The sequence below is a fragment of the Mesorhizobium tianshanense genome (assembly GCF_007830515.1).
Taxonomy (GTDB): Bacteria; Pseudomonadota; Alphaproteobacteria; order Rhizobiales; family Rhizobiaceae; genus Mesorhizobium; species Mesorhizobium tianshanense.
In genome coordinates this window covers 102,766-125,343 of sequence record NZ_VLKT01000017.1, presented here as the reverse complement: position 1 = coordinate 125,343, position 22,578 = coordinate 102,766, and the positions used below count along the sequence as shown (strand labels likewise).

General features: G+C 63.3%; 26 protein-coding genes and 1 pseudogene. 20 read left to right on the top strand and 7 right to left on the bottom strand.

Translation table 11 applies throughout. The features are described from left to right. Nucleotides 1-3: 3 nt before the first annotated feature. Genes IQ26_RS15625 through lpdA form a run of 3 tightly spaced genes read left to right on the top strand, consistent with a single transcriptional unit; the run spans nt 4 to nt 2,713 of the window. Complete coding sequence (locus tag IQ26_RS15625; RefSeq protein ID WP_145718747.1) at nt 4-513, top strand: hypothetical protein; 510 nt, start codon at nt 4-6, stop codon at nt 511-513. Next, a complete protein-coding gene (locus tag IQ26_RS15620; protein ID WP_145718713.1) occupies nt 510-1,265 on the top strand; it encodes an SDR family oxidoreductase in 756 nt (251 codons plus the stop codon). The genes IQ26_RS15625 and IQ26_RS15620 overlap by 4 nt, the downstream gene beginning before the upstream one ends. A 41-nt stretch (nt 1,266-1,306) precedes the next feature. After that, nucleotides 1,307-2,713, top strand: a complete 1,407-nt coding sequence (lpdA, locus tag IQ26_RS15615; RefSeq protein WP_145718710.1) for a dihydrolipoyl dehydrogenase — start codon at nt 1,307-1,309, stop codon at nt 2,711-2,713. A 469-nt stretch (nt 2,714-3,182) separates the two neighbouring features. Here the strand turns inward: lpdA and IQ26_RS15605 are convergent, their stop codons facing one another. From IQ26_RS15605 to IQ26_RS15595, 3 genes are all read right to left on the bottom strand, one after another. Beyond that, nucleotides 3,183-3,407, bottom strand: a complete 225-nt coding sequence (locus IQ26_RS15605; RefSeq protein ID WP_145718706.1) for a hypothetical protein — start codon at nt 3,405-3,407, stop codon at nt 3,183-3,185. A gap of 23 nt (nt 3,408-3,430) precedes the next feature. Then, nucleotides 3,431-4,498, bottom strand: a complete 1,068-nt coding sequence (locus IQ26_RS15600; RefSeq protein WP_145718702.1) for a TraB/GumN family protein — start codon at nt 4,496-4,498, stop codon at nt 3,431-3,433. A gap of 125 nt (nt 4,499-4,623) precedes the next feature. Further along, a complete protein-coding gene (locus IQ26_RS15595) occupies nt 4,624-5,562 on the bottom strand; it encodes a tyrosine recombinase XerC (protein WP_145718700.1) in 939 nt (312 codons plus the stop codon). Between the two features lie 130 nt (nt 5,563-5,692). Between IQ26_RS15595 and rimM the strand changes: the two genes are divergently transcribed. The 3 genes from rimM to IQ26_RS15580 are packed head-to-tail and all read left to right on the top strand — an operon-like array spanning nt 5,693 to nt 7,429. Further along, nucleotides 5,693-6,292: a ribosome maturation factor RimM gene (rimM, locus tag IQ26_RS15590; RefSeq protein ID WP_145718698.1), complete on the top strand. Its 600-nt coding sequence runs from the start codon at nt 5,693-5,695 to the stop codon at nt 6,290-6,292. Next, nucleotides 6,289-6,990, top strand: coding sequence for a tRNA (guanosine(37)-N1)-methyltransferase TrmD (gene trmD / locus IQ26_RS15585; RefSeq protein WP_145718696.1), 702 nt, complete (start codon nt 6,289-6,291; stop codon nt 6,988-6,990). The genes rimM and trmD overlap by 4 nt, the downstream gene beginning before the upstream one ends. Beyond that, entirely contained in the window at nt 6,983-7,429 is a 447-nt protein-coding gene (locus IQ26_RS15580) for a DUF4279 domain-containing protein (protein ID WP_145718694.1), read from the top strand. The genes trmD and IQ26_RS15580 overlap by 8 nt, the downstream gene beginning before the upstream one ends. 12 nt (nt 7,430-7,441) lie before the next feature. Here IQ26_RS15580 and IQ26_RS15575 read toward each other — a convergent pair whose 3' ends face one another. Beyond that, on the bottom strand, nt 7,442-8,194 hold the full coding sequence (locus IQ26_RS15575) for a sulfite exporter TauE/SafE family protein (protein WP_145718692.1): 753 nt from the start codon (nt 8,192-8,194) through the stop codon (nt 7,442-7,444). Nucleotides 8,195-8,526: 332 nt separating this feature from the next. Between IQ26_RS15575 and rplS the strand changes: the two genes are divergently transcribed. The 5 genes from rplS (at nt 8,527) to leuC (ending at nt 13,619) form a co-directional block, all read left to right on the top strand. After that, on the top strand, nt 8,527-9,066 hold the full coding sequence (gene rplS, locus IQ26_RS15570) for a 50S ribosomal protein L19 (RefSeq protein ID WP_145718690.1): 540 nt from the start codon (nt 8,527-8,529) through the stop codon (nt 9,064-9,066). A 275-nt stretch (nt 9,067-9,341) separates the two neighbouring features. Beyond that, nucleotides 9,342-10,139 (top strand): transporter substrate-binding domain-containing protein, encoded by a 798-nt coding sequence (locus IQ26_RS15565; RefSeq protein ID WP_145718688.1) that lies wholly within the window; start codon nt 9,342-9,344, stop codon nt 10,137-10,139. A gap of 269 nt (nt 10,140-10,408) precedes the next feature. After that, nucleotides 10,409-11,218: an amino acid ABC transporter permease gene (locus IQ26_RS15555; protein ID WP_145718686.1), complete on the top strand. Its 810-nt coding sequence runs from the start codon at nt 10,409-10,411 to the stop codon at nt 11,216-11,218. Nucleotides 11,219-11,258: 40 nt separating this feature from the next. Then, the gene (locus IQ26_RS15550) at nt 11,259-11,894 is read left to right on the top strand and encodes a class I SAM-dependent DNA methyltransferase (protein WP_145718684.1); all 636 of its coding nucleotides are present in this window, start codon (nt 11,259-11,261) and stop codon (nt 11,892-11,894) included. A gap of 315 nt (nt 11,895-12,209) precedes the next feature. Continuing rightward, complete coding sequence (leuC, locus tag IQ26_RS15540; RefSeq protein ID WP_145718680.1) at nt 12,210-13,619, top strand: 3-isopropylmalate dehydratase large subunit; 1,410 nt, start codon at nt 12,210-12,212, stop codon at nt 13,617-13,619. A gap of 90 nt (nt 13,620-13,709) precedes the next feature. Here leuC and IQ26_RS15535 read toward each other — a convergent pair whose 3' ends face one another. After that, nucleotides 13,710-14,021: a hypothetical protein gene (locus tag IQ26_RS15535; protein ID WP_145718678.1), complete on the bottom strand. Its 312-nt coding sequence runs from the start codon at nt 14,019-14,021 to the stop codon at nt 13,710-13,712. A 160-nt stretch (nt 14,022-14,181) separates the two neighbouring features. Here IQ26_RS15535 and IQ26_RS15530 point away from each other — a divergent pair, with 160 nt between their 5' ends. Further along, nucleotides 14,182-15,378, top strand: a complete 1,197-nt coding sequence (locus IQ26_RS15530) for a GGDEF domain-containing protein (protein WP_145718676.1) — start codon at nt 14,182-14,184, stop codon at nt 15,376-15,378. A 76-nt stretch (nt 15,379-15,454) separates the two neighbouring features. Then, entirely contained in the window at nt 15,455-16,660 is a 1,206-nt protein-coding gene (locus IQ26_RS15525) for a GGDEF domain-containing protein (RefSeq protein ID WP_145718674.1), read from the top strand. Here the strand turns inward: IQ26_RS15525 and IQ26_RS15520 are convergent. Beyond that, entirely contained in the window at nt 16,644-16,997 is a 354-nt protein-coding gene (locus tag IQ26_RS15520; RefSeq protein ID WP_145718672.1) for a hypothetical protein, read from the bottom strand. The genes IQ26_RS15525 and IQ26_RS15520 overlap by 17 nt on opposite strands. Before the next feature lie 219 nt (nt 16,998-17,216). Between IQ26_RS15520 and IQ26_RS15515 the strand changes: the two genes are divergently transcribed. The 7 genes and pseudogenes from IQ26_RS15515 (at nt 17,217) to IQ26_RS15485 (ending at nt 22,065) form a co-directional block, all read left to right on the top strand. After that, the gene (locus tag IQ26_RS15515) at nt 17,217-17,570 is read left to right on the top strand and encodes a hypothetical protein (RefSeq protein ID WP_145718670.1); all 354 of its coding nucleotides are present in this window, start codon (nt 17,217-17,219) and stop codon (nt 17,568-17,570) included. A gap of 230 nt (nt 17,571-17,800) precedes the next feature. Then, entirely contained in the window at nt 17,801-18,220 is a 420-nt protein-coding gene (gene sdhC, locus IQ26_RS15510; protein WP_145718668.1) for a succinate dehydrogenase, cytochrome b556 subunit, read from the top strand. A gap of 1 nt (nt 18,221) precedes the next feature. Further along, nucleotides 18,222-18,617 (top strand): succinate dehydrogenase, hydrophobic membrane anchor protein, encoded by a 396-nt coding sequence (gene sdhD / locus IQ26_RS15505; RefSeq protein WP_145718666.1) that lies wholly within the window; start codon nt 18,222-18,224, stop codon nt 18,615-18,617. A 4-nt stretch (nt 18,618-18,621) separates the two neighbouring features. Next, nucleotides 18,622-20,460 (top strand): succinate dehydrogenase flavoprotein subunit, encoded by a 1,839-nt coding sequence (gene sdhA / locus IQ26_RS15500; RefSeq protein ID WP_145718664.1) that lies wholly within the window; start codon nt 18,622-18,624, stop codon nt 20,458-20,460. Nucleotides 20,461-20,471: 11 nt separating this feature from the next. Next, a pseudogene (locus tag IQ26_RS15495) lies at nt 20,472-20,579 on the top strand (DUF3052 domain-containing protein); the annotation flags it as partial. Next, a complete protein-coding gene (locus tag IQ26_RS15490) occupies nt 20,579-21,358 on the top strand; it encodes a succinate dehydrogenase iron-sulfur subunit (protein WP_145718662.1) in 780 nt (259 codons plus the stop codon). The pseudogene IQ26_RS15495 and the gene IQ26_RS15490, both read left to right, overlap by 1 nt. A gap of 71 nt (nt 21,359-21,429) precedes the next feature. Beyond that, nucleotides 21,430-22,065 (top strand): YceH family protein, encoded by a 636-nt coding sequence (locus tag IQ26_RS15485; RefSeq protein WP_145718660.1) that lies wholly within the window; start codon nt 21,430-21,432, stop codon nt 22,063-22,065. Between the two features lie 16 nt (nt 22,066-22,081). Here IQ26_RS15485 and IQ26_RS15480 read toward each other — a convergent pair whose 3' ends face one another. After that, nucleotides 22,082-22,453, bottom strand: a complete 372-nt coding sequence (locus IQ26_RS15480; RefSeq protein WP_145718658.1) for a nuclear transport factor 2 family protein — start codon at nt 22,451-22,453, stop codon at nt 22,082-22,084. Nucleotides 22,454-22,578: the final 125 nt, after the last annotated feature.

Below are 22,578 nucleotides of genomic sequence, written 5' to 3'. Positions count from 1 at the left end.
GTCATGCAAAGCGCTACGTCGCCCACCATCGGATATGTAGCTGGGTCGCTGGCCGTTTTGTTCACGAGCTCCGCCGCGCTCGCCGCCTGCCCGCTCGAACTCGCCGTCTATGGCGATGCCGAAAGCGCGGCCGAGATTGATTTCAGGCCGACCGGCGAATCGGCTGTCGTCACCAACACATTCAAGATGGTGATCGACAATAGCGTCGTGCTCGACGGTATCGTCATGTGGACGGAAGGCGTGGCGCGGCCGCATGGCTCGCTGATGTACAAATGCCCGACCGGCGACGTCACCGGCGATGAGCTCGCCGCCTGCACCGTGTGGGAGGGCGTCATCTACAGTTCCGACGACCAGGGCAACATCGCCTTGCTGCCGGCTGAAGGTGTCGATGCCCCGAAGAAACTGATCTTTCCCGACCTCGGACCATCATTGCAGATGTCGGCCGCCTATGGCGCCAACGGATTTTCGAAAGTGCCTTGGGATGTTTTTTCATTAAAGGGTTGTCAGGAATGAGTGCGCCCAAAAAAGTACTGCTGGTGACCGGCGGCAGCCGCGGCATTGGCGCCGCTACATCCAGGCTTGCCGCCAAGGCTGGATATCGTGTTGCGGTCAACTATGCGTCGAATGAGGCTGCTGCCACGGCGCTTGTCGAGGCGATCGAGCAGGATGGCGGCGAAGCACTGGCCCTTAAGGGCGACGTCGGCAACGAAGCCGACATTCTGTCGATGTTCGAGAAGGTCGATCGGACCTTCGGCCGGCTCGACGCGCTGGTCAACAATGCCGGCGTGGTCGACCAGAGGGCGCGTGTCGATGAAATGAGCGGGGCAAGGCTGGAGCGCATGATGCGCATCAACGTCATTGGCTCCATGCTCTGTGCCCGCGAAGCGGTGAAGCGCATGTCGACCAGCCATGGCGGCAAGGGCGGCGCCATCGTGAATATTTCCTCGATCGCTGCAAGAATTGGCGGACCGGGCGAGTATGTCGACTACGCCGCCTCGAAGGGTGCGATCGATTCCTTCACTATTGGCCTGGCGCGCGAAGTGGCCGCCGAAGGGATTCGCGTCAACGCGGTCAGTCCCGGCATTATCGACACCGAAATTCACGCCTCCGGCGGACAGCCGGATCGCATCGAGAGGATGCGCCACTTCGTGCCCATGCAAAGGGCGGGGACCGCCGAAGAGGTGGCCGCGGCAATTCTCTGGCTCCTGTCGGACGAGGCGTCCTATACGACAGGCGCGAATTTGGAAATGGGCGGCGGCCGCTAGATGCCAGCCAAGGCCGAGCGCCAGACCAGAAGGACAGTATCATGGCTTATGACGTCGTTATCATCGGATCGGGACCAGGCGGCTATGTCTGCGCCATCAAGGCGGCACAGCTCGGCCTGAAGACGGCGGTGATCGAGAAGAACCCGACCTTCGGCGGCACCTGCCTCAATATCGGCTGCATCCCGTCCAAGGCGCTGCTGCATGCCTCCGAGATCTTCGCCGAGGCCGGCCATTCCTTCGACACGCTGGGCGTCGAGATCGGCGCGCCGAAGCTCAATCTGAAGAAAATGATGGCGCACAAGGATGCGACCGTGGCGTCCAACGTCAACGGCGTCGCTTTCCTGTTCAAGAAGAACAAGATCGACGCGTTTCGCGGTACCGGCAAGGTCTTGTCCGCCGGCAAGGTGTCGGTGACCGGCGAGGACGGCAAGGTCGAGGAGATCGAGACCAAGAACATCGTCATCGCCACCGGCTCCGACGTCGCCGGCATTCCGGGCGTCAAGGTCGACATCGACGAGAAGGTGATCATGTCCTCGACCGGCGCGTTGTCGCTGGACAAGGTGCCGGGCCATCTGGTGGTGGTCGGCGGCGGAGTCATCGGGCTGGAACTCGGCTCGGTATGGGCGCGGCTCGGCGCCAAGGTGACCGTCGTCGAGTTTCTCGACACCATCCTGGGCGGCATGGACGGCGAGGTCGCCAAACAGTTCCAGCGCATGCTGTCCAAGCAGGGGTTCGAATTCAGGCTCGGCGCCAAGGTGACCGGCGTCGCCAAGGCCAAGAACGGGGCCACCGTCACCTTCGAGCCGGTCAAGGGCGGCGCGGCCGAGACGATCGAGGCGGATGCGGTGCTGATCGCCACGGGCCGCCGAGCCTATTCGGACAGTCTTGGGCTGAAGGAGGCCGGCGTCGAGGTCGACGAGCGCGGCCTGGTCAAGACGGACGGCCATCTCAAGACCAATGTGCCCGGCATCTATGCCATCGGCGACGTCATCGCCGGGCCGATGCTCGCCCACAAGGCCGAGGACGAGGGCGTGGCGGTGGCCGAGACCATTGCCGGCCAGGCCGGGCATGTGAACTACGAGGTGATCCCGAGCGTCGTCTACACCAGTCCGGAAATCGCCTCAGTCGGCAAGACCGAGGAAGAGCTGAAGAAGGCCGGCATCGACTACAAGGCCGGCAAGTTTCCGTTCAGCGCCAATGGCCGGGCGCGCGCCATGCTGCATACCGACGGCTTCGTGAAGATCCTGGCGGACAAGCAGAGCGACCGGGTGCTCGGCGTCCACATCGTCGGCTTCGGCGCCGGCGAGATGATCCACGAGGCGGCGGTGCTGATGGAGTTCGGCGGCTCGTCGGAAGATCTTGCCCGCACCTGCCACGCCCACCCGACGATGTCGGAAGCGGTGAAGGAAGCGGCACTGGCGACCTTCTTCAAGCCGATCCATATGTAATTCAGCGGCATATCGCAAACGTTAAAGCAAACGGCCCGCTCTTCAGCGGGCCGTTCGTATTTTGAAATCAGCAGCCGATCACTGCGCCGGGGCTGGTGCGGGCGCTGGTTCTGCGGGCGCTGGAGCAGGCGCAGGCTCTGCAGGCGCCGGCGCGGGCTCGGCCGGTGCTGGAGCAGGCGCAGGCTCTGCCGGTGCGGGTGCCGGGGCTGGCGCAGGCTCCGCCGGTGCAGGCGCCGGTTCAGTGGGCGTTGGCGCCGGGGCCGGTGTGCTGGCGGCCGGCGGTTCGGCAGGCGCTGGCGCTTCACCGCTTCTGCCAAAAATATAGTAAGCGACAATAGCCAGGATAACGACAACCAGGGCAATCAGCCAGCCGCTGCCGCCGCCACCCGACTTGGGAGGTGGGGTCGGAGTGGTATACGGGTCGTTTGGGTTCGCCATAAAAGTGTCCTCCGTGGATGAAAAGTATCAATCAACACAAATCAACGCGCAATCGTTGAACAGGTTTCACGCTAGGAATCGAAAACGCCGAAAACAGGGCAGTTTGCACCTGGAATCGCTTGCCTGCCTGCATTTCCCCCACAAACTTGGTGGCGATCGGTCCAAAACGAGCCTTTTCGACCTTCCTGCACTGAGACGAGGCTGCCGCTCTCGCGTCGTGATTCGGGAAAGAGTCGATCAGAATCATGTCTTTCATGGTCCGCAACTCAACCGTGCAACTCAGTCGACGCCAGTGACGGTGTAGCCGGCCCTGCGAAAATCCTCGACCAGGCCTTTGGCGCCCGGAAGGTGCAGGGCGCCGACCGCCATGAAGGTGTTGCCTTTGGCGAGGATCGGCCCGGCATGATCGATCATCACCTTGTTGCGGCTGGTGATCATGGTTTCCTCGAAGGCGGCATAGTCCGCCAGATCATTCTCGCCGCCGGGAAGGACGGCACGGAACAGCGGCCAGAACATGCCAGTGTCGCCGCGCTGATAAAGCACGATCATGGTTTCGTTCAGGTCGTTCATCCTATCGCCGAGCTTCAGTGTGTCGACGAGGCCTTTCATGTGAAAGGCGAGCGGCAGCGAGGCCATGGCGCGAAGCTGGTCGGCGATGGTCTCCAACCCCTCGACAACCTTGCCTGAGGCCCTGGCGTCCTCCGCGAGCTTGATGTCGAGCACTGGCGCGCCGCCGGCCCTCCGGGCCAGTTCGCAAGCCGGGAGCGCCACCATGGCCGACAACATCCACGGCTTCATCTTGGCAACGCTCGCCAGCGGGATGCCGCGCGCGTCGAGCGCCTTGTTCACCGCCGCCGCGTCGTCGGGCGACAGCAGCGAGGACAGCGTCGTGCTGTCGGTGAACATCATCAGCTCCGGCTCTTTGAAAAGCGCCGCCATCATCTTCTGCTGATCGAGCACTTCCGTGGTCTCGATGACGAGGGTGTCGGCAGCGTCAAAGGCCTTTTGCGCGGCAGGCGGCAGCGTGGTCACGCGCGGGTCGGTCATGTGCATGGTGCCGAACAGGAAGGATGGTCTTTCGCCGGCCTTTTCCAGTTTCCACAACAGGCCCTTGCCGTTCGGTGTCGCAGCCGCTTCGGTCTCGATCTTGCGATAAGCCGCCAGGTCGTTCTTCTGCAAGGCCGGCAGCATGTCGGCGCCGGCGCAGTCCGGGATTTCGGCGCGCGCCTTGCCTGCGGCGAGCAGTGCGATGATGATGAAAGAGAGGAAAAACAAGACGTTGAGTGCCACGAGCAGCCTCAGCGACACAAGGGCCGCGCGGTCGGCGATGGCAATGACGCGTCTCATGGCTCGCTTTCTAGATACAAAGAACGGCAAAATGGTTAACCGGCGCGGCAAAATTGTCTCGGATGAGGCTTCACTGCGCACGATCCTGTCCGAACGTCCGTTGCCCTCCGGGATCATGCAGCCGGTCATGCTCTCGGGTGCGCCGACTGATAAATTTCGAGCAGCCTCGCAGTGTCGACGCCGGTGTAGATCTGCGTCGTCGACAGGCTGGCGTGGCCCAGCAATTCCTGGATGGTGCGCAGGTCGCCACCTCGTCCAAGCAGATGCGTGGCGAAGGAATGGCGCAAGGCATGCGGCGTGGCGGTATCGGGCAGGTTGAGCGCCGAGCGCAGCTTGGCCATGTCGCGCTGGACGATGGCCGGGTTGAGCGGGCCGCCGCGGGCGCCGCGAAACAGCAGGCCCTTCGGATCAAGATGATAGGGGCAGAGCCGGCGGTATTCGGCGATCGCCCGCAGCGCCACCGGCAGCACCGGCACCAGCCGGGTCTTGCCGCCCTTGCCGGTGACGCGCAGCACCGCGTCGCCGGGCGCCGACAGGTCGGCGCCAGACAGGCCGAGCGCCTCGGAAATGCGCAGGCCCGAGCCATAGAGCAGCGTCAGCACGGCGGCGTTGCGGGCGGCGATCCACGGCTCCTCCGCCAGTTGGCCTTCCACGGAGACGACGTGTTTCGCATCGCTTGCCGTCAGCGGCTTGGGCAGCGACTTCGGCTGCCGTGGCGCGCGCAGCGCCGCGGCACCCGCCGCATTGACGAGGCCGCGCCGCTCCAGATAGCGCAGCAGCGAGCGGATGCCGGCGAGCCCCCGTCCAAGCGTGCGGGCGCCGGCGCCCGCGTTGCGGCGGGCGGCGAGGAAGCCGCGCAGATCGGCCGGGCGCAGATCGGCGATATCCGAAATGCCGGGCGAACCGCCGCAATGGCCGGTCAGGAAGTGCAGGAACTGGCGCGTGTCGCGTTCATAGGCCTCCACGGTTTCCGGCGACAGCCGGCGTTCGCGCGCCAGCATCTTCAGCCAGCTTTCGCGAGCCGCCTGAAGGTCTGGCTTGGCCGGGATGAGGAATTCCTGCATTGCGCTCTTCCGATTCCGTTCTTCCAGTTCTGGGCCATCTTCCGGCAGCCGGGTTAGGAAGCGGTGAAGAGCCGCGTCATTGAAATGACAAGAGGGTGGAGCTAGAGCAAGGCAAAGGATTTTTCCACCGATGACCAAACCGCAAAACCCCGTTCAGATGGCCGTGATCGGCGCCGCCCACGGCATCAAGGGCGAATTGCGCGTGAAGACCTTCACCGGGGACCCGCTGGCGCTGGCCGACTACGGGCCGCTCTACGCCAGGGATGGCCGCGCTTTCCAGATCGTCGACATCAGGCCGGCCAACACGGTCGTTGTGGTGCGCTTCAAGGGCATCAGCGACCGCAATGCCGCCGAGGCGCTTGCCGGCACGGAATTGTTCGTCGACCGCTCGATGCTGCCCGACGATGGCGAAGAGGACGAATTCTACCATGCCGATCTCGTCGGGCTGGTGGTCCGGGACGACACCGGTGCTGATATCGGCAAGGTCGTCGCCGTGCATAATTTCGGCGGCGGCGACATTCTCGACGTGACGCTTGGCGAGCGCAAAGGCGTGCTGATCCCGTTCACGCAAGCCGCCGTGCCTGACGTATCGATTGCCGAAGGCTTCCTCCGCATCGATCCGGCGGCGGCGGGCTTGATCGACGACGAGGACAGCGAGGCTCCCGGCGGCGATGGCTTCGACCCGAAGGGCAGGCCGCGCGGGCCGAAGGACGCCGGGGGCAACCGGTGAGTTTTTCCGCCTCGGTGCTGACGCTCTATCCGGAGATGTTTCCCGGCGCGCTCGGCCTGTCTCTGGCCGGCCGGGCGCTGGTATCAGGTACATGGTCGCTGGAAGCAATCCAGATCCGCGATTTCGCCACCGATCGCCATCGCACCGTCGATGACACGCCGGCCGGCGGCGGCGCCGGCATGGTGATGCGCGCCGATGTTTTGGCCAAGGCGATCGACCATAGCTCGCCACCGGGCGATCCACGGCCCCGGCTGCTGATGAGTCCGCGTGGAAAACCGCTGACGCAGGTGCGTGTGCGCGAACTGGCCGCCGGGCCGGGTGTCGTTATCGTCTGCGGACGCTTCGAAGGCGTCGACCAGCGGGTGATTGACGCGCGGGGGCTGGAGGAGGTCTCGGTCGGCGACTTCATCCTCTCCGGCGGCGAGCCGGCGGCGCTGGTGCTGCTCGACGCCGTGGTGCGGCTGTTGCCCGGCGTGATGGGCAACGTGGTGTCGGGCGATGAAGAGAGCTTTGAAAACGGCCTGCTCGAACATCCGCACTACACGCGGCCGCAGGAATTCGAGGGCCGGCAAATCCCCGAGGTGCTCACCTCGGGCAATCACAAGAAGATCGCCGCATGGCGGCGCGCCGAGTCGGAAAGATTGACGAAGGAGCGGCGGCCGGACCTGTTGGAGAACGGTAAGACTAGCCATGGCTGAGATTGCCCAAAGCTCCGCAGGCCTCAGATTCTCTGGTGATGATCTTGATCCAATCGAGCTGACGAGACTGCTGGGTGGAAAACCTACCTATGCGATCAGAAAAGGGGACCTTCATACCTATCCCCCAAATCGTCCACCCCGGATAGCACGGACTGGAATTTGGAGGCTGTCGTCGGAGTATGACGCAGGCGATCAACTGGATCGTCAGATTTCGGATATTCTATCGGCTCTTACATCAGACGTTTCGGTCTGGGCCGATCTCGTCCGGCGGTTCAAGGTCGACATGTTCTGCGGAGTCTGGCTTAACGAGGAGAATCAAGGCCTGGGGTTGGCTCCACAGACGCTGCTCATGCTGGGCGAGCGCGGCATAGAGCTCGACCTCGACATCTACTATGATCGACCCGGACCTGATGCCGGTGATGTTTCGGAACCGAACTGATCCAGTCTATCCCTATCCCCTGGTGAAATAGTAAAAGGCCAGGAACACGCCGACCCCGACGACGAAGCCGCGCACGGCAATTTGCGGCACGCGCTTGGCGATCCAGACGCCGGCATAGCCGCCCAGCGCGCCGCCCGGTATCATGATGATCGCCTGCGGCCAGGCGATGACGCCGCCGGAAACGAAGACCAGGATGGCTATCGCGGCGATGACCACCGCCAGCATGTTCTTCAGCGCGTTCAGGCGATGATAGTCGCCGGCCTGGGTGAGGCCGAGCGTCGCCAGCATCATGACGCCCATGCCGGCGCCGAAGAAGCCGCCATAGACGGCGGTGGCGAACTGCGCCAGGGAGCCCGCCAGCGAACCCACCGCGGCCTCATGTCCCGGCTTGGGCGCCGGCCTCAGCCACGGTCCGGCGGCGAACAGTGCGGTTGCCGCCAGCAGCAGCCATGGCACCAAGACCCGGAACGACGGATTGTCGAGCGCCAAAAGGATGAGCGCGCCGGCCAGTGCGCCGAAAGCCGATATGAGGCCGAGCAGCAATGCGCTGCGCCAGAAATGCTTGATGTCGGCCCAGTATGCGAGCGTCGAGGTGATGTAACCGGGAAACTGCGTCACCGAAGATGTGGCGTTGGCGACGATCGGCGGCAAGCCGACCAGCGACATGGCGCCGAAGGTTATGAACGTGCCGCCGCCGGCTATCGCGTTGACGGCACCTGAAAGAAAGCCCGCGAAAAAGAGCAGGACCGCATCGAGAACTGGCATTGGGTGTTGCCGCCGGGAGGAAAAGTCACGTTTCACCCGCCTTAGAAAGCTTGGGCGCTCGACGCAACCCCCATGCCGGAAGATCGCAACGTTGGCCAACGACCAAAAAAGAGCACGGCAGGCGTGACAAAGCGTCGAAATAGCTGTATGTGCCCGCCCGTACCGGCAAGAACAATCTGCCGGACCCGTCAACAATGACGGTGTAGTCGCCCCTGCTCGATGTTCTCGAACCCAGATGTTCCAGAACAAAAGGCATAGCCGAGCGGTCAGTGGAACTGCAAGGCGAGTGTCGGACGCTCTGACTGTCGGAAGAACAAGAAGTGGATTTTAAGATGGATATCCTCCGTCAGCTCGAGGCCGAACAGGCCGCCAAGATCGAAGCCAAGCGCAAGCTTCCCGAATTCCAGCCCGGCGATACCGTGCGCGTCCAGGTCCGCGTGACCGAAGGCACCCGCACCCGCGTCCAGGCCTATGAGGGCGTCGTCATCGCCCGCGCCGGCGCCGGCTTCCAGGAGAATTTCACGGTTCGCAAGATTTCCTACGGCGAAGGCGTGGAGCGCGTGTTCCCGGTCTTTTCGCCAATGGTCGAGGGCGTTGAGATCGTGCGCCGCGGCAAGGTGCGTCGCGCCAAGCTCTACTACCTGCGTGATCGCCGCGGCAAGTCGGCCCGTATATCGGAAAACACCGGCGTGCGCGCCCGCAAGCTGAACGACGACGAGCGCAATGCGCTGAACGCCGAGAAGGCCCGCATCGAGGCTGAGAAGGTGGCCGCCGCCCAGGCGCTCGCTGCCGAGAAGGCCGCGCAGGACGCCGCCGAGAAAAAGGCCGCCGACGAGGCCGCCAAGGCCGCGGAAGCGGCTGTCGCCGAATAGGAATTTTCCAAAAATCATGCTTCGGATAGGCGGCTTCGGCCGCCTTTTTCGTTGCCGAGGAGACGATCTCCCGGGCTTCGATTTGCCGGACCGTGATTGACCCGCGGTAGGCATGGATCGTTCCGCAATCGCTCGGTTGAAGCATGGGAATCCGTTTTCGCGCGATGCGGCGCATCAGGCCGGCTTGCAAGGCGCTTGCGGAAAGCTAAAGTCGGCGCCGGATTTTCCTGCGAGCCTCGATCATGCCGAGGCCGTTCAAGTTCTCGGGGTGTGTCATGACCAAATCGAAACTATTGCTGGCCGGCCTGTTGGCTCTGATTCTTGCGCCCGTCGCTGCTCTGGCGCAGACGCTGCCCGATCTCGGCGGCAAGAAGGTGGTGGTGGTGACGGAAAACGCCTATCCGCCGCTGCAGTTTATCGACGCCAAGACCGGCAAGCAGATCGGCTGGGAATATGACGCGATGAACGAGATCGCCAAGCGGCTGAATTTCCAGGTCGAGTATCAGAACACCTCCTGGGACGCGATGATCCAGGCGGTTTCCGACAACCAGTACAACATCGGCATGACCGGCATCACCATCAAGGACGACCGCAAGCAGAAGGTCGATTTCTCCGACCCCTATATGCGCTCGGAACAGTTCATGCTGGTGCGCGGCGACGAAAGCCGCTTTACCGACGCCAAGACCTTCGGCGCCTTCAAGGACGGGTTGGTCGGGGCGCAGGCCGGCACCACGCCCTTCTACACCGCCGTCTACAGCGTGCTCGACGGCAACGAACAGAACCCGCGCATCAAACTGTTCGAGACGTTCGGTGCGACGGTGCAGGCGCTGAAGACCGGCGATGTCGACGTCGCTTTGACCGACGGCACCGCCGGCAAGGGCTATGTCGACGCTTCCAATGGCGGGCTGAAGCTGATCGGCGGGCCGCTCGGCACCGAGGATTTCGGCTTCATCTTCCCCAAGGGCTCGGATCTGGTGAAACCGGTCAACGCGGCGATCGCCGCGCTCAAGGCCGACGGCACGCTCGACGCGCTCAACAAGAAGTGGTTCCTCGACTATAAGATGGGGCAGTAGGTCGTTTTGGCGCGCGCGTGGCGCGATGATTGTGGGCAGAAATTTGCACTGACTTCGTTCTTTCACGCCCCCCTCTGTCCTGCCGGACATCTCCCCCACTTGGGAGGAGATTGGCGGTTCTTACGAAGGCGCTCCCTTTTCAACGTTGCAGATTGGTGGAAGCAGTCGCAACAAGCGATCTCCCCCCTCGTGGGGGAGATGTCCGGCAGGACAGAGGGGGGCGACGTAGAGCGCCGTCTCCGCGATATGTGCTTGGCAGGCGTCGCCTGATGGCAACGCCTGCATCTTCCAAACCCGACTTCCCCTGGTGGCTTGCCGTGGCGGCGGCGCTTGCCGTGGCAGCAGCCATCTTCATCGCCGCAAGCGACCTCTATGCCCAGGTTTTCGCGACCGTCGCCAAGGGCATCGGCATCACCGTCTTCGTCACGATGGTCGCCTTCGCGCTGGCCTCGGCGATCGGGCTCGGCATCGCGCTGATGGGGCTCTCGGGGTCGCGCTGGCTGCATCAGATTGCCCGCTTCTATGTCGAGATCATCCGCGGCGTGCCGATCCTGGTGCTGTTGTTCTGGATCGCGTTTGCCGGCGCGCCGGCCTTCGTCGCGGCGTGGAACGCGCTGACCGCGCCGCTGCAAAATGCCGGCCTCCTCAGTGAACTCATGGTGCGCGACGTATCGCTGCTGTGGCGCGCCATCATCGCGCTGACCATCGGCTACTCGGCCTTCATCTCGGAGGTCTTTCGCGCCGGCATCCAGGCGGTCGAAAAGGGGCAGATCGAGGCGGCGAAGGCGCTGGGGCTGACGCGCACGCAGCGCTTCCGGCTGATCGTGTTTCCGCAGGCGATCCGCACCATCCTGCCGCCGCTCGGCAATGATTTCGTCGCCATGGTCAAGGATTCCTCGCTGGTCTCGGTGCTCGGCGTCGCCGACATCACCCAGATGGGCAAGATCTACGCCGCCGGCTCGTTCCGCTTCTTCGAAACCTATTCGATCGTCGCCTATATCTATCTCATCCTGACGGTCGGCCTGTCGCTGGCCTTGCGGGCGCTGGAGAAGCGGCTGCGTCGCCAGCATGAGGAATAGAAGCTACGATTGCAGCCAATCGTTTTGGAGGATCTGACCCATGATCAGCGACAAGGCCAATGCGGCGCTGGAGTCCGTCTATACGGCCGATACGCCGGAAGCGCTGGCGCAAGCCTATGCCGCATGGGCTGTGACCTACGACAGCGAAACCGCCTCGCTCGGCTATCTCCTGCCGTTCCTGATCGCCGCCTGGGTGGCGCGCCATGTGCCATCGGGCGAAGGGCCGCTGCTCGACGCCGGCTGCGGCACCGGCCTGTCGGGGCCTTCGCTGCAAGCACTTGGCTATCCCGACATTGCCGGTCTCGACCTGTCGGACGACATGCTGAAGATTGCCGGCAGCCGCAATGCCTATGGCGAGCTGAAACAGGCCATGCTCGGCAGCCCGCTGCCCTGGCCGGACGGGCATTTCCGCGCCTTCTTCTCGACTGGCGTGTTCACCGTCAGCCACGCGCCGGCCTCCGGCCTGCATGAGCTGGTGCGCATCACCAAGAAGGGTGGCCACGCCATCTTCACCGTTCGCGACCAGGTGTTCGAGAGCGGCGGATTCCAGGCCGTGTTCAATGATCTGGCGCAGGCGCAAAAATGGCGGCCGGTCGAGGAAAGCCCGTGGTTCCGCTGCTATGCGATCGCCGAGCCGGAGGCGCTGGTGAAGACGTTCGTGTTTGAGGTGCTTTGAGTAAGCCGCGCAGGCCCCTCTCCGTCTCGGCTTCGCAGGGCCACCTCTCCCCACTTCGTGGGGCGAGGAACGCAGGTTCTGCTAAGGCAGCCGCCAATTGCCGAAAAGCCAAAACATTGATATGAGCCACGTTATGGAAGAGCTTTTTGGCGATCCGGCCTATAAGGGTTTCGTGCTGCAGGACAAAAAACGCCTGCCGTCGCGATTTTCCGCGCGCATTTCTGGCGCTCTGACCAGCCGACTTCGTTAGGTCGTTTTCGCCGGGCCGACCTGGCGTCTACCTCTTCCCATTTTCATATCGACGGATTTACGCACATGAGCGCACCGCGCACCCTCTACGACAAGATCTTCGACGACCATGTCGTCGACCGCCAGGACGACGGCACTTGCCTGCTCTATATCGACCGTCACCTCGTCCATGAAGTGACCAGCCCGCAAGCCTTCGAAGGCCTGCGCATGACCGGCAGAAAAGTCCGGCATCCGGAAAAGACGCTGGCCGTCGTCGACCACAATGTGTCGACCTCGCCGGAGCGCAAGTTCGGCATCAAGAACGAGGAAAGCCGCATCCAGGTCGAGGCGCTGGCCAAGAACGCCAAGGATTTCGGCGTCGAATACTATTCCGAGAACGATATCCGCCAGGGCATCGTCCATATCATTGGTCCGGAGCAGGGTTTTACGCTGCCCGGCATGACCATCGTCTGCGGCGACAGTCACACCTCGACGCATGGCGCTTTCGGCGCATTGGCGCATGGCATCGGCACCTCGGAGGTCGAGCATGTGCTGGCCACGCAGACGCTGATCCAGCGCAAGGCCAAGAACATGCTGGTGCGTGTCGACGGCGCGCTGCCGGAAGGCGTCACCGCCAAGGACATCATTCTGGCGATCATCGGCGAGATCGGCACCGCCGGCGGCACCGGCTACGTCATCGAATATGCCGGCGAAGCGATCCGCGCGCTGTCCATGGAAGGCCGCATGACCATCTGCAACATGTCGATCGAGGGCGGGGCGCGGGCCGGCCTGATCGCGCCTGACGAGACGACCTTCGCCTATGTCAAGGACAAGCCGCGCGCCCCCAAGGGCGAGGCCTGGGATGCCGCGCTCGCCTATTGGAAGACGCTGCAGTCCGACGAGGGCGCGCATTTCGACAAGGTGGTCGTGCTCGACGCGGCGAAATTGCCGCCGATCGTCTCCTGGGGTTCCTCGCCCGAGGACGTCGTCTCGGTCCAGGGTATCGTGCCAAACCCGGACGATATCACTGATGAGAACAAGCGCACGTCCAAGCAGCGCGCGCTCGACTATATGGGACTGAAGCCGGGCACCAAGATCACCGATATAACGCTCGACCGCGTCTTCATCGGCTCCTGCACCAACGGCCGCATCGAGGATCTGCGCGCCGTCGCCAAGGTGGTCGAGGGCAAGAAAGTTAGCCCGCATGTCGATGCGATGATCGTGCCGGGCTCCGGCCTGGTCAAGGAACAGGCGGAGGCCGAAGGTCTCGACAAGATCTTCGTCGCGGCCGGCTTCGACTGGCGCGAGCCGGGCTGCTCGATGTGCCTTGCCATGAACGACGACCGCCTGAAGCCGCACGAACGCTGCGCCTCGACCTCAAACCGCAATTTCGAGGGCCGTCAGGGCTTCAAGGGCCGCACCCATCTGGTGTCGCCGGCCATGGCGGCGGCGGCGGCGATCGCCGGCCACTTCGTCGACATTCGTGAGTGGAAATAGGTCAGGCGTGAGTGGAAATAACGCAGGGCTGCCATGGTCCGTATATGAGTGCATGCCAGAGCCCGAACCGCGATGCGGTTCGGGCTTTCTTCACGCCGGGCGCCTTACGAACTCATGGAATTGCTCACGCCGGCCGGGTTGCTCCGCGGCGACCACCAGCGCCAGCTGACGTTCGTCGAAGAGCTTGAACCACTCGTCCCATTCGACCAGTTCGTAGCCGCCGGCGTTGGCCGGGCGTTCGGCCTGGTCTTGGTCCTGATAGGCGTGCTGACCGAAGACCAGCCTCAGCATGGCTTGCGTGCCTGTCTCGGGCGATACGTCGACGATTGCTGGAAATCCGGCGCGCGCCGCGGCCCATGAGCGAATTGCCTCATGATCGGTCAGGATGATCGTATCGGCCATGAAAGCGTCTCCCATCGATTGCTGCTGGAAAACGCCGGCCGCGGCTTCGAGTTCCGTACAGCAGTTTCATAGGGGATCTTCCGCACATACGATCTTGCTTAACCGCTTGTTTGGTCTTCCGCTCTAAGGTCTTCCCTAAGCGAGGGGAAGTCACAGTCCTTTGGACACTGGTCTGCTGATAGGGTTGCTCAATCCGACGATCGCACTTGCGCTCGGCGCGGTGTTTCTCGTGCTATGGTTCTATCAACGTCACCGCCCCTATCTGGCCGTGCTGGCCGCCAGCTACTGGCTTTCGGCGGCCGGTTTCCTGTTGCAGCATTTCACCCTGCCCATCGGCATGGCGCCGACCAAGCTGATCTCCAACATATGCTTTACCATCGCCGCCTGTGGTCTCGCCGGCGCGATCGTGACGCGTTATGGACGGCGCGTGCCCTTTGTCGCGATCGGTATTCTGGCGGCCGGCGGCCTGGCCGCTTTCTGCTGGTTCATGTTCATCCAGCCCGATCTCACCTGGCGTGTCCTGGCGATGAATTTCGCTTTCGGCGGCCTCAGCCTGGTTGTCGCCGCCGAACTGCGCGTGGTGCGCGACAGAGGCCCGACGGAAATGATCCTGTTCGTGCTGTCGCTGCTTTCCGGACTGAACTTCTTCGTGCGCACGCTCGCCGTCGTCATCGCGCACGGACCTTATCAAAGCTATGACGGGTTCTATGCCTCTTCCTACTGGACGACGGCGCTGCTGTCGCATGCGCTGCTGTCACTGCTCATCGCGCTTTGCCTGTTCTGCGCGGCTGCGCTCGACGTGATGAAAGCGCTGAAGGCGGAAGCGTATACCGATCCGCTGTCGGGCCTGCTGAACCGCCGCGGCTTCGAGGAGCGCGCGACACTTCTCCTGCAGCACTGCGCCACGGCCAAGCTGCCGGTCGCGCTGGTGCTAGCAGACCTTGATCATTTCAAGGCGCTCAACGATCTGCACGGGCATGCGGCGGGCGATCGCGTGATCGCCGACTTTGCCGCCAAGCTTCGATCGGCTGTCGGCACCAGCGGCGTCGCAGGGCGCATCGGTGGCGAGGAGTTCGCCGTGTTTTTGCCGCTGAGCGACCTTGGGGCGGCAAGGCTGTTCGCCGAAACCATCCGCATGCTCTATTCGGCGGGCAGCGTCGACGGGCTTCCACACGGTACAAGGGTGACGGCGAGCTTCGGCGTGGCGGCCCGCACAGGCGAGGAGGGGCTGGAGCCGCTGATGCGCCGCGCCGACGAGGCGCTTTACAAGGCCAAAAGGAACGGTCGCGACAGCGTGCACTTGTCCTACGAACGGTCGGAAACGGTGTTCGTTCTGGAACCGCTCAAAGCCGGCTGATCTTCCGTGCCTGGGCTCACGTTAACGTCTTTTTCGCCCGTCCGTGATTTGTTGTCGCAAGGAGTGCGAAAACCACATGGGCGGCGCAGAATTTATCCTGGCAATCAACCTGCTCGTCGCCGGCTTACTGGCGGCAGCCTTCATGACTGTTTCGTTCTACGATGTGGGGCGCGCGTCGGCTCGCTGGCTGGTCTTCGGTTATCTGCTCGGGATGGTCTATTTCGCCGTCGAGTTCGCCATTCCGGTCTTCGACAATGCGCGGCCCGCGGTCGTCGCGGGTTTTGCCGTTTTCCTTGGCGCCACTATCGCCTTCAATGGCGGGCTTGCCCATAAATACGGTGTGGCACCGCCCTGGGTGCCAATGCTCGTCTTCCTGTTTGCGGCCATCGCGGCCGTGTATTTCGCAGAGGATCTGCCGCGCCAGTCGCTTGCCCGCATGATGGCCTACCAGCTTCCCTATGCCGCCATGCAGTTCGTCGGCGTTGGCATCGTCTGGTCGTCCAGGCAAAGACGCGACCGGCTCGACCATCTGCTGATGGCCGTTCTGGCGGCCAGCGCCCTGCAATTCGTGAGCAAGCCGTTCATCGCCCATGCGTTGGGTGGCTGGGGTGCCAATCCACAGGCCTACCTGCAGAGCAACTACGCTCTGGTGTCGCAGTCGCTCGGCACTGTCTTCGGTATGGCAATCGCGCTTCTCATACTGGTCATTCTGGTCCGTGACGTGCTCGCCGAGGTGACGTTGAAGTCGGAGACGGACACGCTTTCAAGGCTGCTCAACCGAGGCGGCTTCGAACGTCACGCCGAGATCGCGATGCGTGACGCCGTGCGCAAGGGTATTCCGGTCGCCCTGGTCATCGCCGACCTCGATCATTTCAAGAGCATCAACGACAGTTTCGGTCACGCATCCGGCGACCGGGTCATCGAGGCCTTTGCCGGCTTCCTGCGTGATGCGGCCGCCGACCATCACGTCGCCGGCCGCATCGGTGGTGAGGAATTCGCCATCATCCTGCCGGGCACCAACCTCGCCGCCGCGCGGCTCTTCGCCGAAGGCGCGCGCAGCGCTTTCGGGGCCTTGCCGATAGACTGTCTGCCGGCGGACCATCGCTGCACCGCCAGCTTCGGCGTTGCCGAGCTTCGCCTAGCGGAAGGTTTCATCGATCTGATGCGGCGTGCGGACGAGGCGCTCTACCAGGCCAAGGGCAGCGGACGCGATCGCGTGCGCATCTCCATGGGGTCGAAGGCGGGGGTGGCAACGCCGGATCGAATCAGCGGCAGGGGCTGAGTTCGGGCATCTCGCCGTCGGAAAGACCGTACATATAGCTGCGGCCCTTTACGAAAACCGGCGGCCTGTAGCAGTCGCGACCGCTGACATCGTCCGCTTCGTTTTCATAGATGACTTTGGGTTGGTCGGCGCCGACGTAGTTGGACAATTCCTTGGCCAATTTGCCCTCCCCGACGAGGATGCGCTTGTAGCCGGCGGCGCTTTCTATGACGAGATTGCCGAAGGAATCGGCGTAGACGCGGTCGCGTGTCCCGGCGCGTGCCGGTGCCGCCAAGCCGATGACCGCAGCCGCCAGGACGAGCGCCGGGAGGCGCGATCTGCCTGAATTCGAACGCATGGCGTCCTCCATTGTCAGAGGCGAACCTCCTCTGACTCAGAAATTAACCTTTTCTTAACCTTTGTTAAGAGGCTAACTTTGCAGGCTGCCAGGTCTTGGCAAACATGGTTAACGGACGGCCGCGGCCATCTTTCGGCCATGCTTGCCCGCACCATCGCGGCCGGCGCGGGGGATCTTGGCATAGCATCGCGGTTGGATCGATGCGTGAGGAGACAGCATATGGCGTTACGCCGGACGTTTCGGGTGACGCTCGCCCTTTTGCCATTGCTGACCGCGGCTGCCTGCGTGTCGCAGACTAAGGCCGGGAATCAGGCTGCTGCCAGCGCGACCGATTTGACGGCACCGCAGCCGCGCACCGCGACCTACAAGTGTGCCGATGGCGGCACGATGACCATCGAAAATCTCGGCACGTCGGTGCGCGTGCTTGGTCCCGACGGCGTCAGCCAGGATCTGCCGGCTTCGCCCGCCAATCAGAACAGCCGCTTCGGCGAGGCGCATGACGCAATCGTGATCGACGGCCGCGACGCGCTGGTGATGAAGGGTGGGAAGACGCCGCTGACCTGCACCCGCTGATTCGGTCAGCGGACCCGCCCGTATACCGCACTGCAGCGACGATGCGCCTGGCTAATCGATTGAAGCCGAAATCCCCTTCTTTCTTCAGACTAAATTACGTTTCCAAAACGATTTTCCGGCTTTGACGCGGTGCAAAAAGAGCATTAGAAACCGGCTGTCCGAAGTCGCATCCGGAAGCGGTCACGCCGCATTTCCACCTGGGGCTCCAGAGACGCCGAACTGGGGGAGCCATGAGCAAATCACCAGCCACCCGCGAATTTGCCAGACGTGAACGGCCGCTTTCGCCGCATCTGACCGTCTATCGACCGCCGATCACGATGACGATGTCGATCATCCATCGCATCACCGGCGGGGCGCTCTATTTCGGCACGCTGCTGGTCGCCCTGTGGCTGATGGCGGCGGCAAGCTCGCAATCCACCTTCGATGCCGTCAACTGGGGCTTCGGCTCGTGGCTGGGGCGGCTGGTGCTGTTCGGCTACACCTGGGCGCTGATGCACCATATGCTGGGCGGTGTGCGCCATCTGATCTGGGACACCGGGGCAGGTCTTGAAAAGGACACGGCCTCGAGGATCGCCTGGGCGACGCTGGCCGGCTCGATTGTGCTGACGCTGCTGATCTGGATCGCCGGCTACATGGCGCGGGGAGCCTGACATGAGCGCCAACAATACCGACATGCGCACGCCGCTGGCGAAGGTTCGCGGCCTCGGCTCGGCCCGCGAGGGCACTGAGCATTTCTGGCGCCAGCGCCTGACGGCGATCGCCAACATCCCGCTGATCCTGTTCTTCGTCGGCTTTCTGATTGCGCTCAACGGCGCCGGCTATGCGGAGGTGCGCGCCGCACTTGCCAATCCGTTCGTGGCTGTGGTGCTGGCCCTGGTGCTCTTGTCCGGGCTTTATCACATGCGGCTCGGCATGCAGGCGATCATCGAGGACTATGTGCATGGCGAGGGCATGAGGCTGGCGTTGCTCGCCCTCAACACATTCTTTCCCGTAGTAATCGGCGTCGCCTCGATCTTCGCCCTGCTCAAACTGGCATTTGGAGGCTGACGTTTTGGCCAAGGACGCGAAAAACGCCAACACGGCTTCCGCCTACACCTATGTCGATCACAAATTCGACGTGGTGGTCGTCGGCGCCGGCGGAGCCGGCCTGCGCGCCACGCTCGGCATGGCCGAACAGGGCCTGCGCACAGCCTGCATCACCAAGGTTTTCCCGACGCGGTCGCACACGGTGGCGGCGCAGGGCGGCATCGCCGCCTCGCTCGCCAATATGGGTCCCGACAACTGGCAGTGGCATCTCTTCGACACGGTCAAGGGTTCGGATTGGCTCGGTGACACCGACGCACAAGAATACATGGTGCGCGAGGCGCCGGCGGCGGTCTACGAGCTTGAGCATTACGGCGTTCCCTTCAGCCGTACCGAGGACGGGAAAATCTATCAGCGGCCGTTCGGCGGCATGATGATGAATTTCGGCGAGGGGCCGCCGGTGCAGCGCACGTGTGCCGCCGCCGACCGCACCGGCCACGCCATGCTGCACACGCTCTACGGCCAGTCGCTGAAGCACAATGCGCAGTTCTTCATCGAGTATTTCGCGCTCGACCTGATTATGGAGCCGGACGGCACCTGCACTGGCGTCGTCGCTTGGAACCTCGACGACGGCACCATCCATCGTTTTTCGGCAAAGATGGTGGTGCTGGCGACCGGCGGCTATGGCCGCGCCTATTTCTCGGCCACCTCGGCGCACACCTGCACCGGCGACGGCGGCGGCATGGCGGCACGTGCCGGGCTGGCGCTGCAGGACATGGAGTTCGTGCAGTTCCACCCGACCGGCATCTACGGCGCCGGCTGCCTGATCACCGAGGGCGCGCGCGGCGAGGGCGGCTATCTCGTCAATTCCGAGGGCGAGCGCTTCATGGAGCGCTACGCGCCATCGGCCAAGGACCTTGCCTCGCGCGACGTGGTCTCGCGCTGCATGACGCTGGAGATCCGCGAAGGGCGGGGCGTCGGACCGAAGAAGGACCATATTTTTCTCCACCTCGACCACCTTGATCCGGCCGTTTTGCACGAAAGGCTGCCGGGTATTTCAGAATCGGCAAAAATCTTTGCCGGCGTCGACCTGACCAAGGAGCCGATCCCGGTGCTGCCGACGGTCCACTACAATATGGGCGGCGTGCCGACGAATTACTGGGGCGAGGTGCTCAACCCGACCGCCTTGAACCCGGACCAGGTGTCGCCTGGGCTGATGGCGGTCGGCGAAGCCGGCTGCGCCTCCGTCCATGGCGCCAACCGGCTCGGCTCGAACTCGCTGATCGATCTGGTGGTGTTCGGCCGCGCGGCGGCGATCAGGGCCGGCCAGGTGATCGACCGCAACGCCGCGATCCCGCCGCCCAACGAGGCGTCGATCGAGAAGATCATGGATCGCTTCGACCGGCTGCGCCATGCCAACGGCTCGACGCCGACCGCTGTGCTGCGTGAGAAGATGCAGAAGGCGATGCAGGAGGATGCGGCGGTGTTCCGCACCCAGGAATCGCTGGAAAGCGGCTGCAAGCGCGTTTCGCAGATCTGGGGCGAGCTCAAGGACGTAAAAGTGTTCGACCGCTCGATGATCTGGAACTCCGATCTGGTCGAGACGCTGGAGCTGGAAAACCTGATGGCCAACGCCATCACCACCGTCCATGGCGCCGAGGCGCGCAAGGAGAGCCGTGGCGCGCACGCGCGGGAAGATTTTTCGGCGCGCGACGACGCGAACTGGCGCAAGCATACGCTGGCCCGGCTCAGCGAGGCCGGCGAGGTGACGCTGACCTACCGGCCGGTGCACACCGAGACGTTGCTCAGGGAAGCAGACGGCGGCATCAACCCGGCCAAGATCGCGCCGAAGGCCAGGGTGTACTAGCGATGGCGGCTATCATCCGCGCGCAAGCGCTGAAGCTCGACCTCGTCGACGTCGAGGTCGCCGCCGTGAATGGGATCTGGTCCGGGCTGAAGCTCGTCATCCGAAAGGACCTGAGGTAATGGTCGAACTCACGCTTCCGAAAAAGTCGAAGATCAAGCAGGGCAAAACCTGGCCGAAGCCGGAGGGTGCGACGAATCTGCGGGAATATCGCATCTACCGCTGGTCGCCGGATGATGACGAGAACCCGCGCATGGACACCTATTTCGTCGACATGGATGATTGCGGGCCGATGGTGCTCGACGCGCTGCTCTGGATCAAGAACAAGATCGACCCGACGCTGACGCTGCGCCGCTCCTGCCGCGAGGGCATTTGCGGCTCCTGCGCCATGAACATCGACGGGTCCAACACGCTGGCCTGCACCAAGGGCTGCGACGACATTTCCGGTGCGATCAAGGTCTATCCGCTGCCGCACATGCCGGTGGTCAAGGATCTGGTGCCCGATCTCACCAATTTCTACGCCCAGCACGCCTCGATCGAGCCGTGGCTGAAGACGGTGTCGCCCGAGCCGGCCAAGGAATGGCTGCAGAGCCATGAGGACCGCGAAAAACTCGACGGCCTCTATGAATGCATCTTGTGCGCCTGCTGCTCGACCTCCTGCCCGAGTTACTGGTGGAACGGCGACCGCTACCTCGGCCCGGCGACGCTGCTGCAGGCCTATCGCTGGCTGATCGATTCCAGGGACGAGGCCAAGGGCGAACGGCTCGACAATCTCGAAGACCCTTTCCGGCTCTATCGCTGCCACACCATCATGAACTGCGCCCAAACCTGCCCCAAGGGGCTCAACCCGGCCAAGGCGATCGCCGAGATCAAGAAGATGATGGTGGAGAGAAGGGTATAGCTTCGGACGGGTTGCCGCCGGGATCGTCCGCAGCGATCCTTCGCGCCGACTTCAAAAGGATAGCCGATCCTATGACTGACACCGAACTGCCGATCCTATCCCCCATCGAAGCGCGCGTGCTCGGTTGCCTGATCGAAAAGAAGGAACTGACACCCGATGTCTACCCGCTGACGCTCAATGCGGCACTTGCCGCCGCGAACCAGAAGACGGCGCGCGAGCCGGTGATGTCGGTCGAGCTTGCCGAGGTAAGACGAGCGCTTGGCCAGCTTGAGCACAAGGGCCTGGTCAGGCAGGTCTTTGCCTCGCGCGTCGAACGCTATGAGCATATCGTCGCGCAGCGCTTTTCCCTGACCTCGGCGCAATTCGTGCTGCTTGGCCTGCTGTTGCTGCGCGGCCCGCAGACGGCTCATGAATTGCTGGCGCGAAGCGAACGCATGGCGCGCTTCCCGTCCATCGACGAGCTTCGCGGCAATCTCGACCTGTTGATCGGCCGCAAGCCGCCGCTCGTTCAGCAGATCGATCGCGGTCCCGGCCAGCGCGAGGAACGCTATGTGCATCTCCTGTGCGGGCATGTGCAGGCGCCAGTGGCTGCAACGCCCCTGCAATCGCCTTCGCCGGCTTCGGATATCGAAGCGCGCGTGCAAGCTCTCGAGCAAGAGGTTGCCGCGCTGCGCGCCCGCCTCGACGCGCTGGCCGGCGAAGGCTAGCCAGAGCGGTGGACGCCTACTCCACGATTTTCCAGTATGAGTCCTTGCGGATCACCTTGCCGTCGCGAAACGTGTAGAAGTCACAGCCTTGGACCTCCTTTCTCGTCCCGTCGCGGGTGGTGCCTGTGAGGGTCCATTTTGAGATGCCGGTATCGGCAGTCGAATCCACGAAATGTTCACCGTTGCCGTAGTGGACGTCAGGCAGGCCTTCAAAGCGTGTTGCCAGCGCTTCACGCACGTTCCGTTTGCCCTCGAAACGGGAACCCCAAGGCTTGCTCCCCCTCGGCATCTCCAGGACACAATCGTCGGAAAAGAATGCCATGATGCGATCAAGGTCGTGCGCGTTGAAGGCCTCACATAGCTCCATCAGCGTCGATCGAATGTCCATCGCCCGTTTCCTGCAGTCGGAATCACGATTTTTTGTTCGTGCGCGTTCGACGTCCGAACAGGTCATTGGCGACGGCGCCCCAAGAGTCCGCGTCACCTTCGGCGGAATCAAACCGGCTATGGCTA

Bases quoted from the DNA above. Each gene is read 5' to 3' on its own strand.
- IQ26_RS15625 (WP_145718747.1), top strand. From the start codon at position 4: ATGCAAAGCGCTACGTCGCCCACCATCGGATATGTAGCTGGGTCGCTG.
- IQ26_RS15620 (WP_145718713.1), top strand. From the start codon at position 510: ATGAGTGCGCCCAAAAAAGTACTGCTGGTGACCGGCGGCAGCCGCGGC.
- lpdA (WP_145718710.1), top strand. From the start codon at position 1,307: ATGGCTTATGACGTCGTTATCATCGGATCGGGACCAGGCGGCTATGTC.
- IQ26_RS15605 (WP_145718706.1), bottom strand. From the start codon at position 3,407: ATGAAAGACATGATTCTGATCGACTCTTTCCCGAATCACGACGCGAGA.
- IQ26_RS15600 (WP_145718702.1), bottom strand. From the start codon at position 4,498: ATGAGACGCGTCATTGCCATCGCCGACCGCGCGGCCCTTGTGTCGCTG.
- IQ26_RS15595 (WP_145718700.1), bottom strand. From the start codon at position 5,562: ATGCAGGAATTCCTCATCCCGGCCAAGCCAGACCTTCAGGCGGCTCGC.
- rimM (WP_145718698.1), top strand. From the start codon at position 5,693: ATGACCAAACCGCAAAACCCCGTTCAGATGGCCGTGATCGGCGCCGCC.
- IQ26_RS15580 (WP_145718694.1), top strand. From the start codon at position 6,983: ATGGCTGAGATTGCCCAAAGCTCCGCAGGCCTCAGATTCTCTGGTGAT.
- IQ26_RS15575 (WP_145718692.1), bottom strand. From the start codon at position 8,194: ATGCCAGTTCTCGATGCGGTCCTGCTCTTTTTCGCGGGCTTTCTTTCA.
- rplS (WP_145718690.1), top strand. From the start codon at position 8,527: ATGGATATCCTCCGTCAGCTCGAGGCCGAACAGGCCGCCAAGATCGAA.
- IQ26_RS15565 (WP_145718688.1), top strand. From the start codon at position 9,342: ATGACCAAATCGAAACTATTGCTGGCCGGCCTGTTGGCTCTGATTCTT.
- IQ26_RS15555 (WP_145718686.1), top strand. From the start codon at position 10,409: ATGGCAACGCCTGCATCTTCCAAACCCGACTTCCCCTGGTGGCTTGCC.
- IQ26_RS15550 (WP_145718684.1), top strand. From the start codon at position 11,259: ATGATCAGCGACAAGGCCAATGCGGCGCTGGAGTCCGTCTATACGGCC.
- leuC (WP_145718680.1), top strand. From the start codon at position 12,210: ATGAGCGCACCGCGCACCCTCTACGACAAGATCTTCGACGACCATGTC.
- IQ26_RS15535 (WP_145718678.1), bottom strand. From the start codon at position 14,021: ATGGCCGATACGATCATCCTGACCGATCATGAGGCAATTCGCTCATGG.
- IQ26_RS15525 (WP_145718674.1), top strand. From the start codon at position 15,455: ATGGGCGGCGCAGAATTTATCCTGGCAATCAACCTGCTCGTCGCCGGC.
- IQ26_RS15520 (WP_145718672.1), bottom strand. From the start codon at position 16,997: ATGCGTTCGAATTCAGGCAGATCGCGCCTCCCGGCGCTCGTCCTGGCG.
- IQ26_RS15515 (WP_145718670.1), top strand. From the start codon at position 17,217: ATGGCGTTACGCCGGACGTTTCGGGTGACGCTCGCCCTTTTGCCATTG.
- sdhC (WP_145718668.1), top strand. From the start codon at position 17,801: ATGAGCAAATCACCAGCCACCCGCGAATTTGCCAGACGTGAACGGCCG.
- sdhD (WP_145718666.1), top strand. From the start codon at position 18,222: ATGAGCGCCAACAATACCGACATGCGCACGCCGCTGGCGAAGGTTCGC.
- IQ26_RS15490 (WP_145718662.1), top strand. From the start codon at position 20,579: ATGGTCGAACTCACGCTTCCGAAAAAGTCGAAGATCAAGCAGGGCAAA.
- IQ26_RS15485 (WP_145718660.1), top strand. From the start codon at position 21,430: ATGACTGACACCGAACTGCCGATCCTATCCCCCATCGAAGCGCGCGTG.
- IQ26_RS15480 (WP_145718658.1), bottom strand. From the start codon at position 22,453: ATGGACATTCGATCGACGCTGATGGAGCTATGTGAGGCCTTCAACGCG.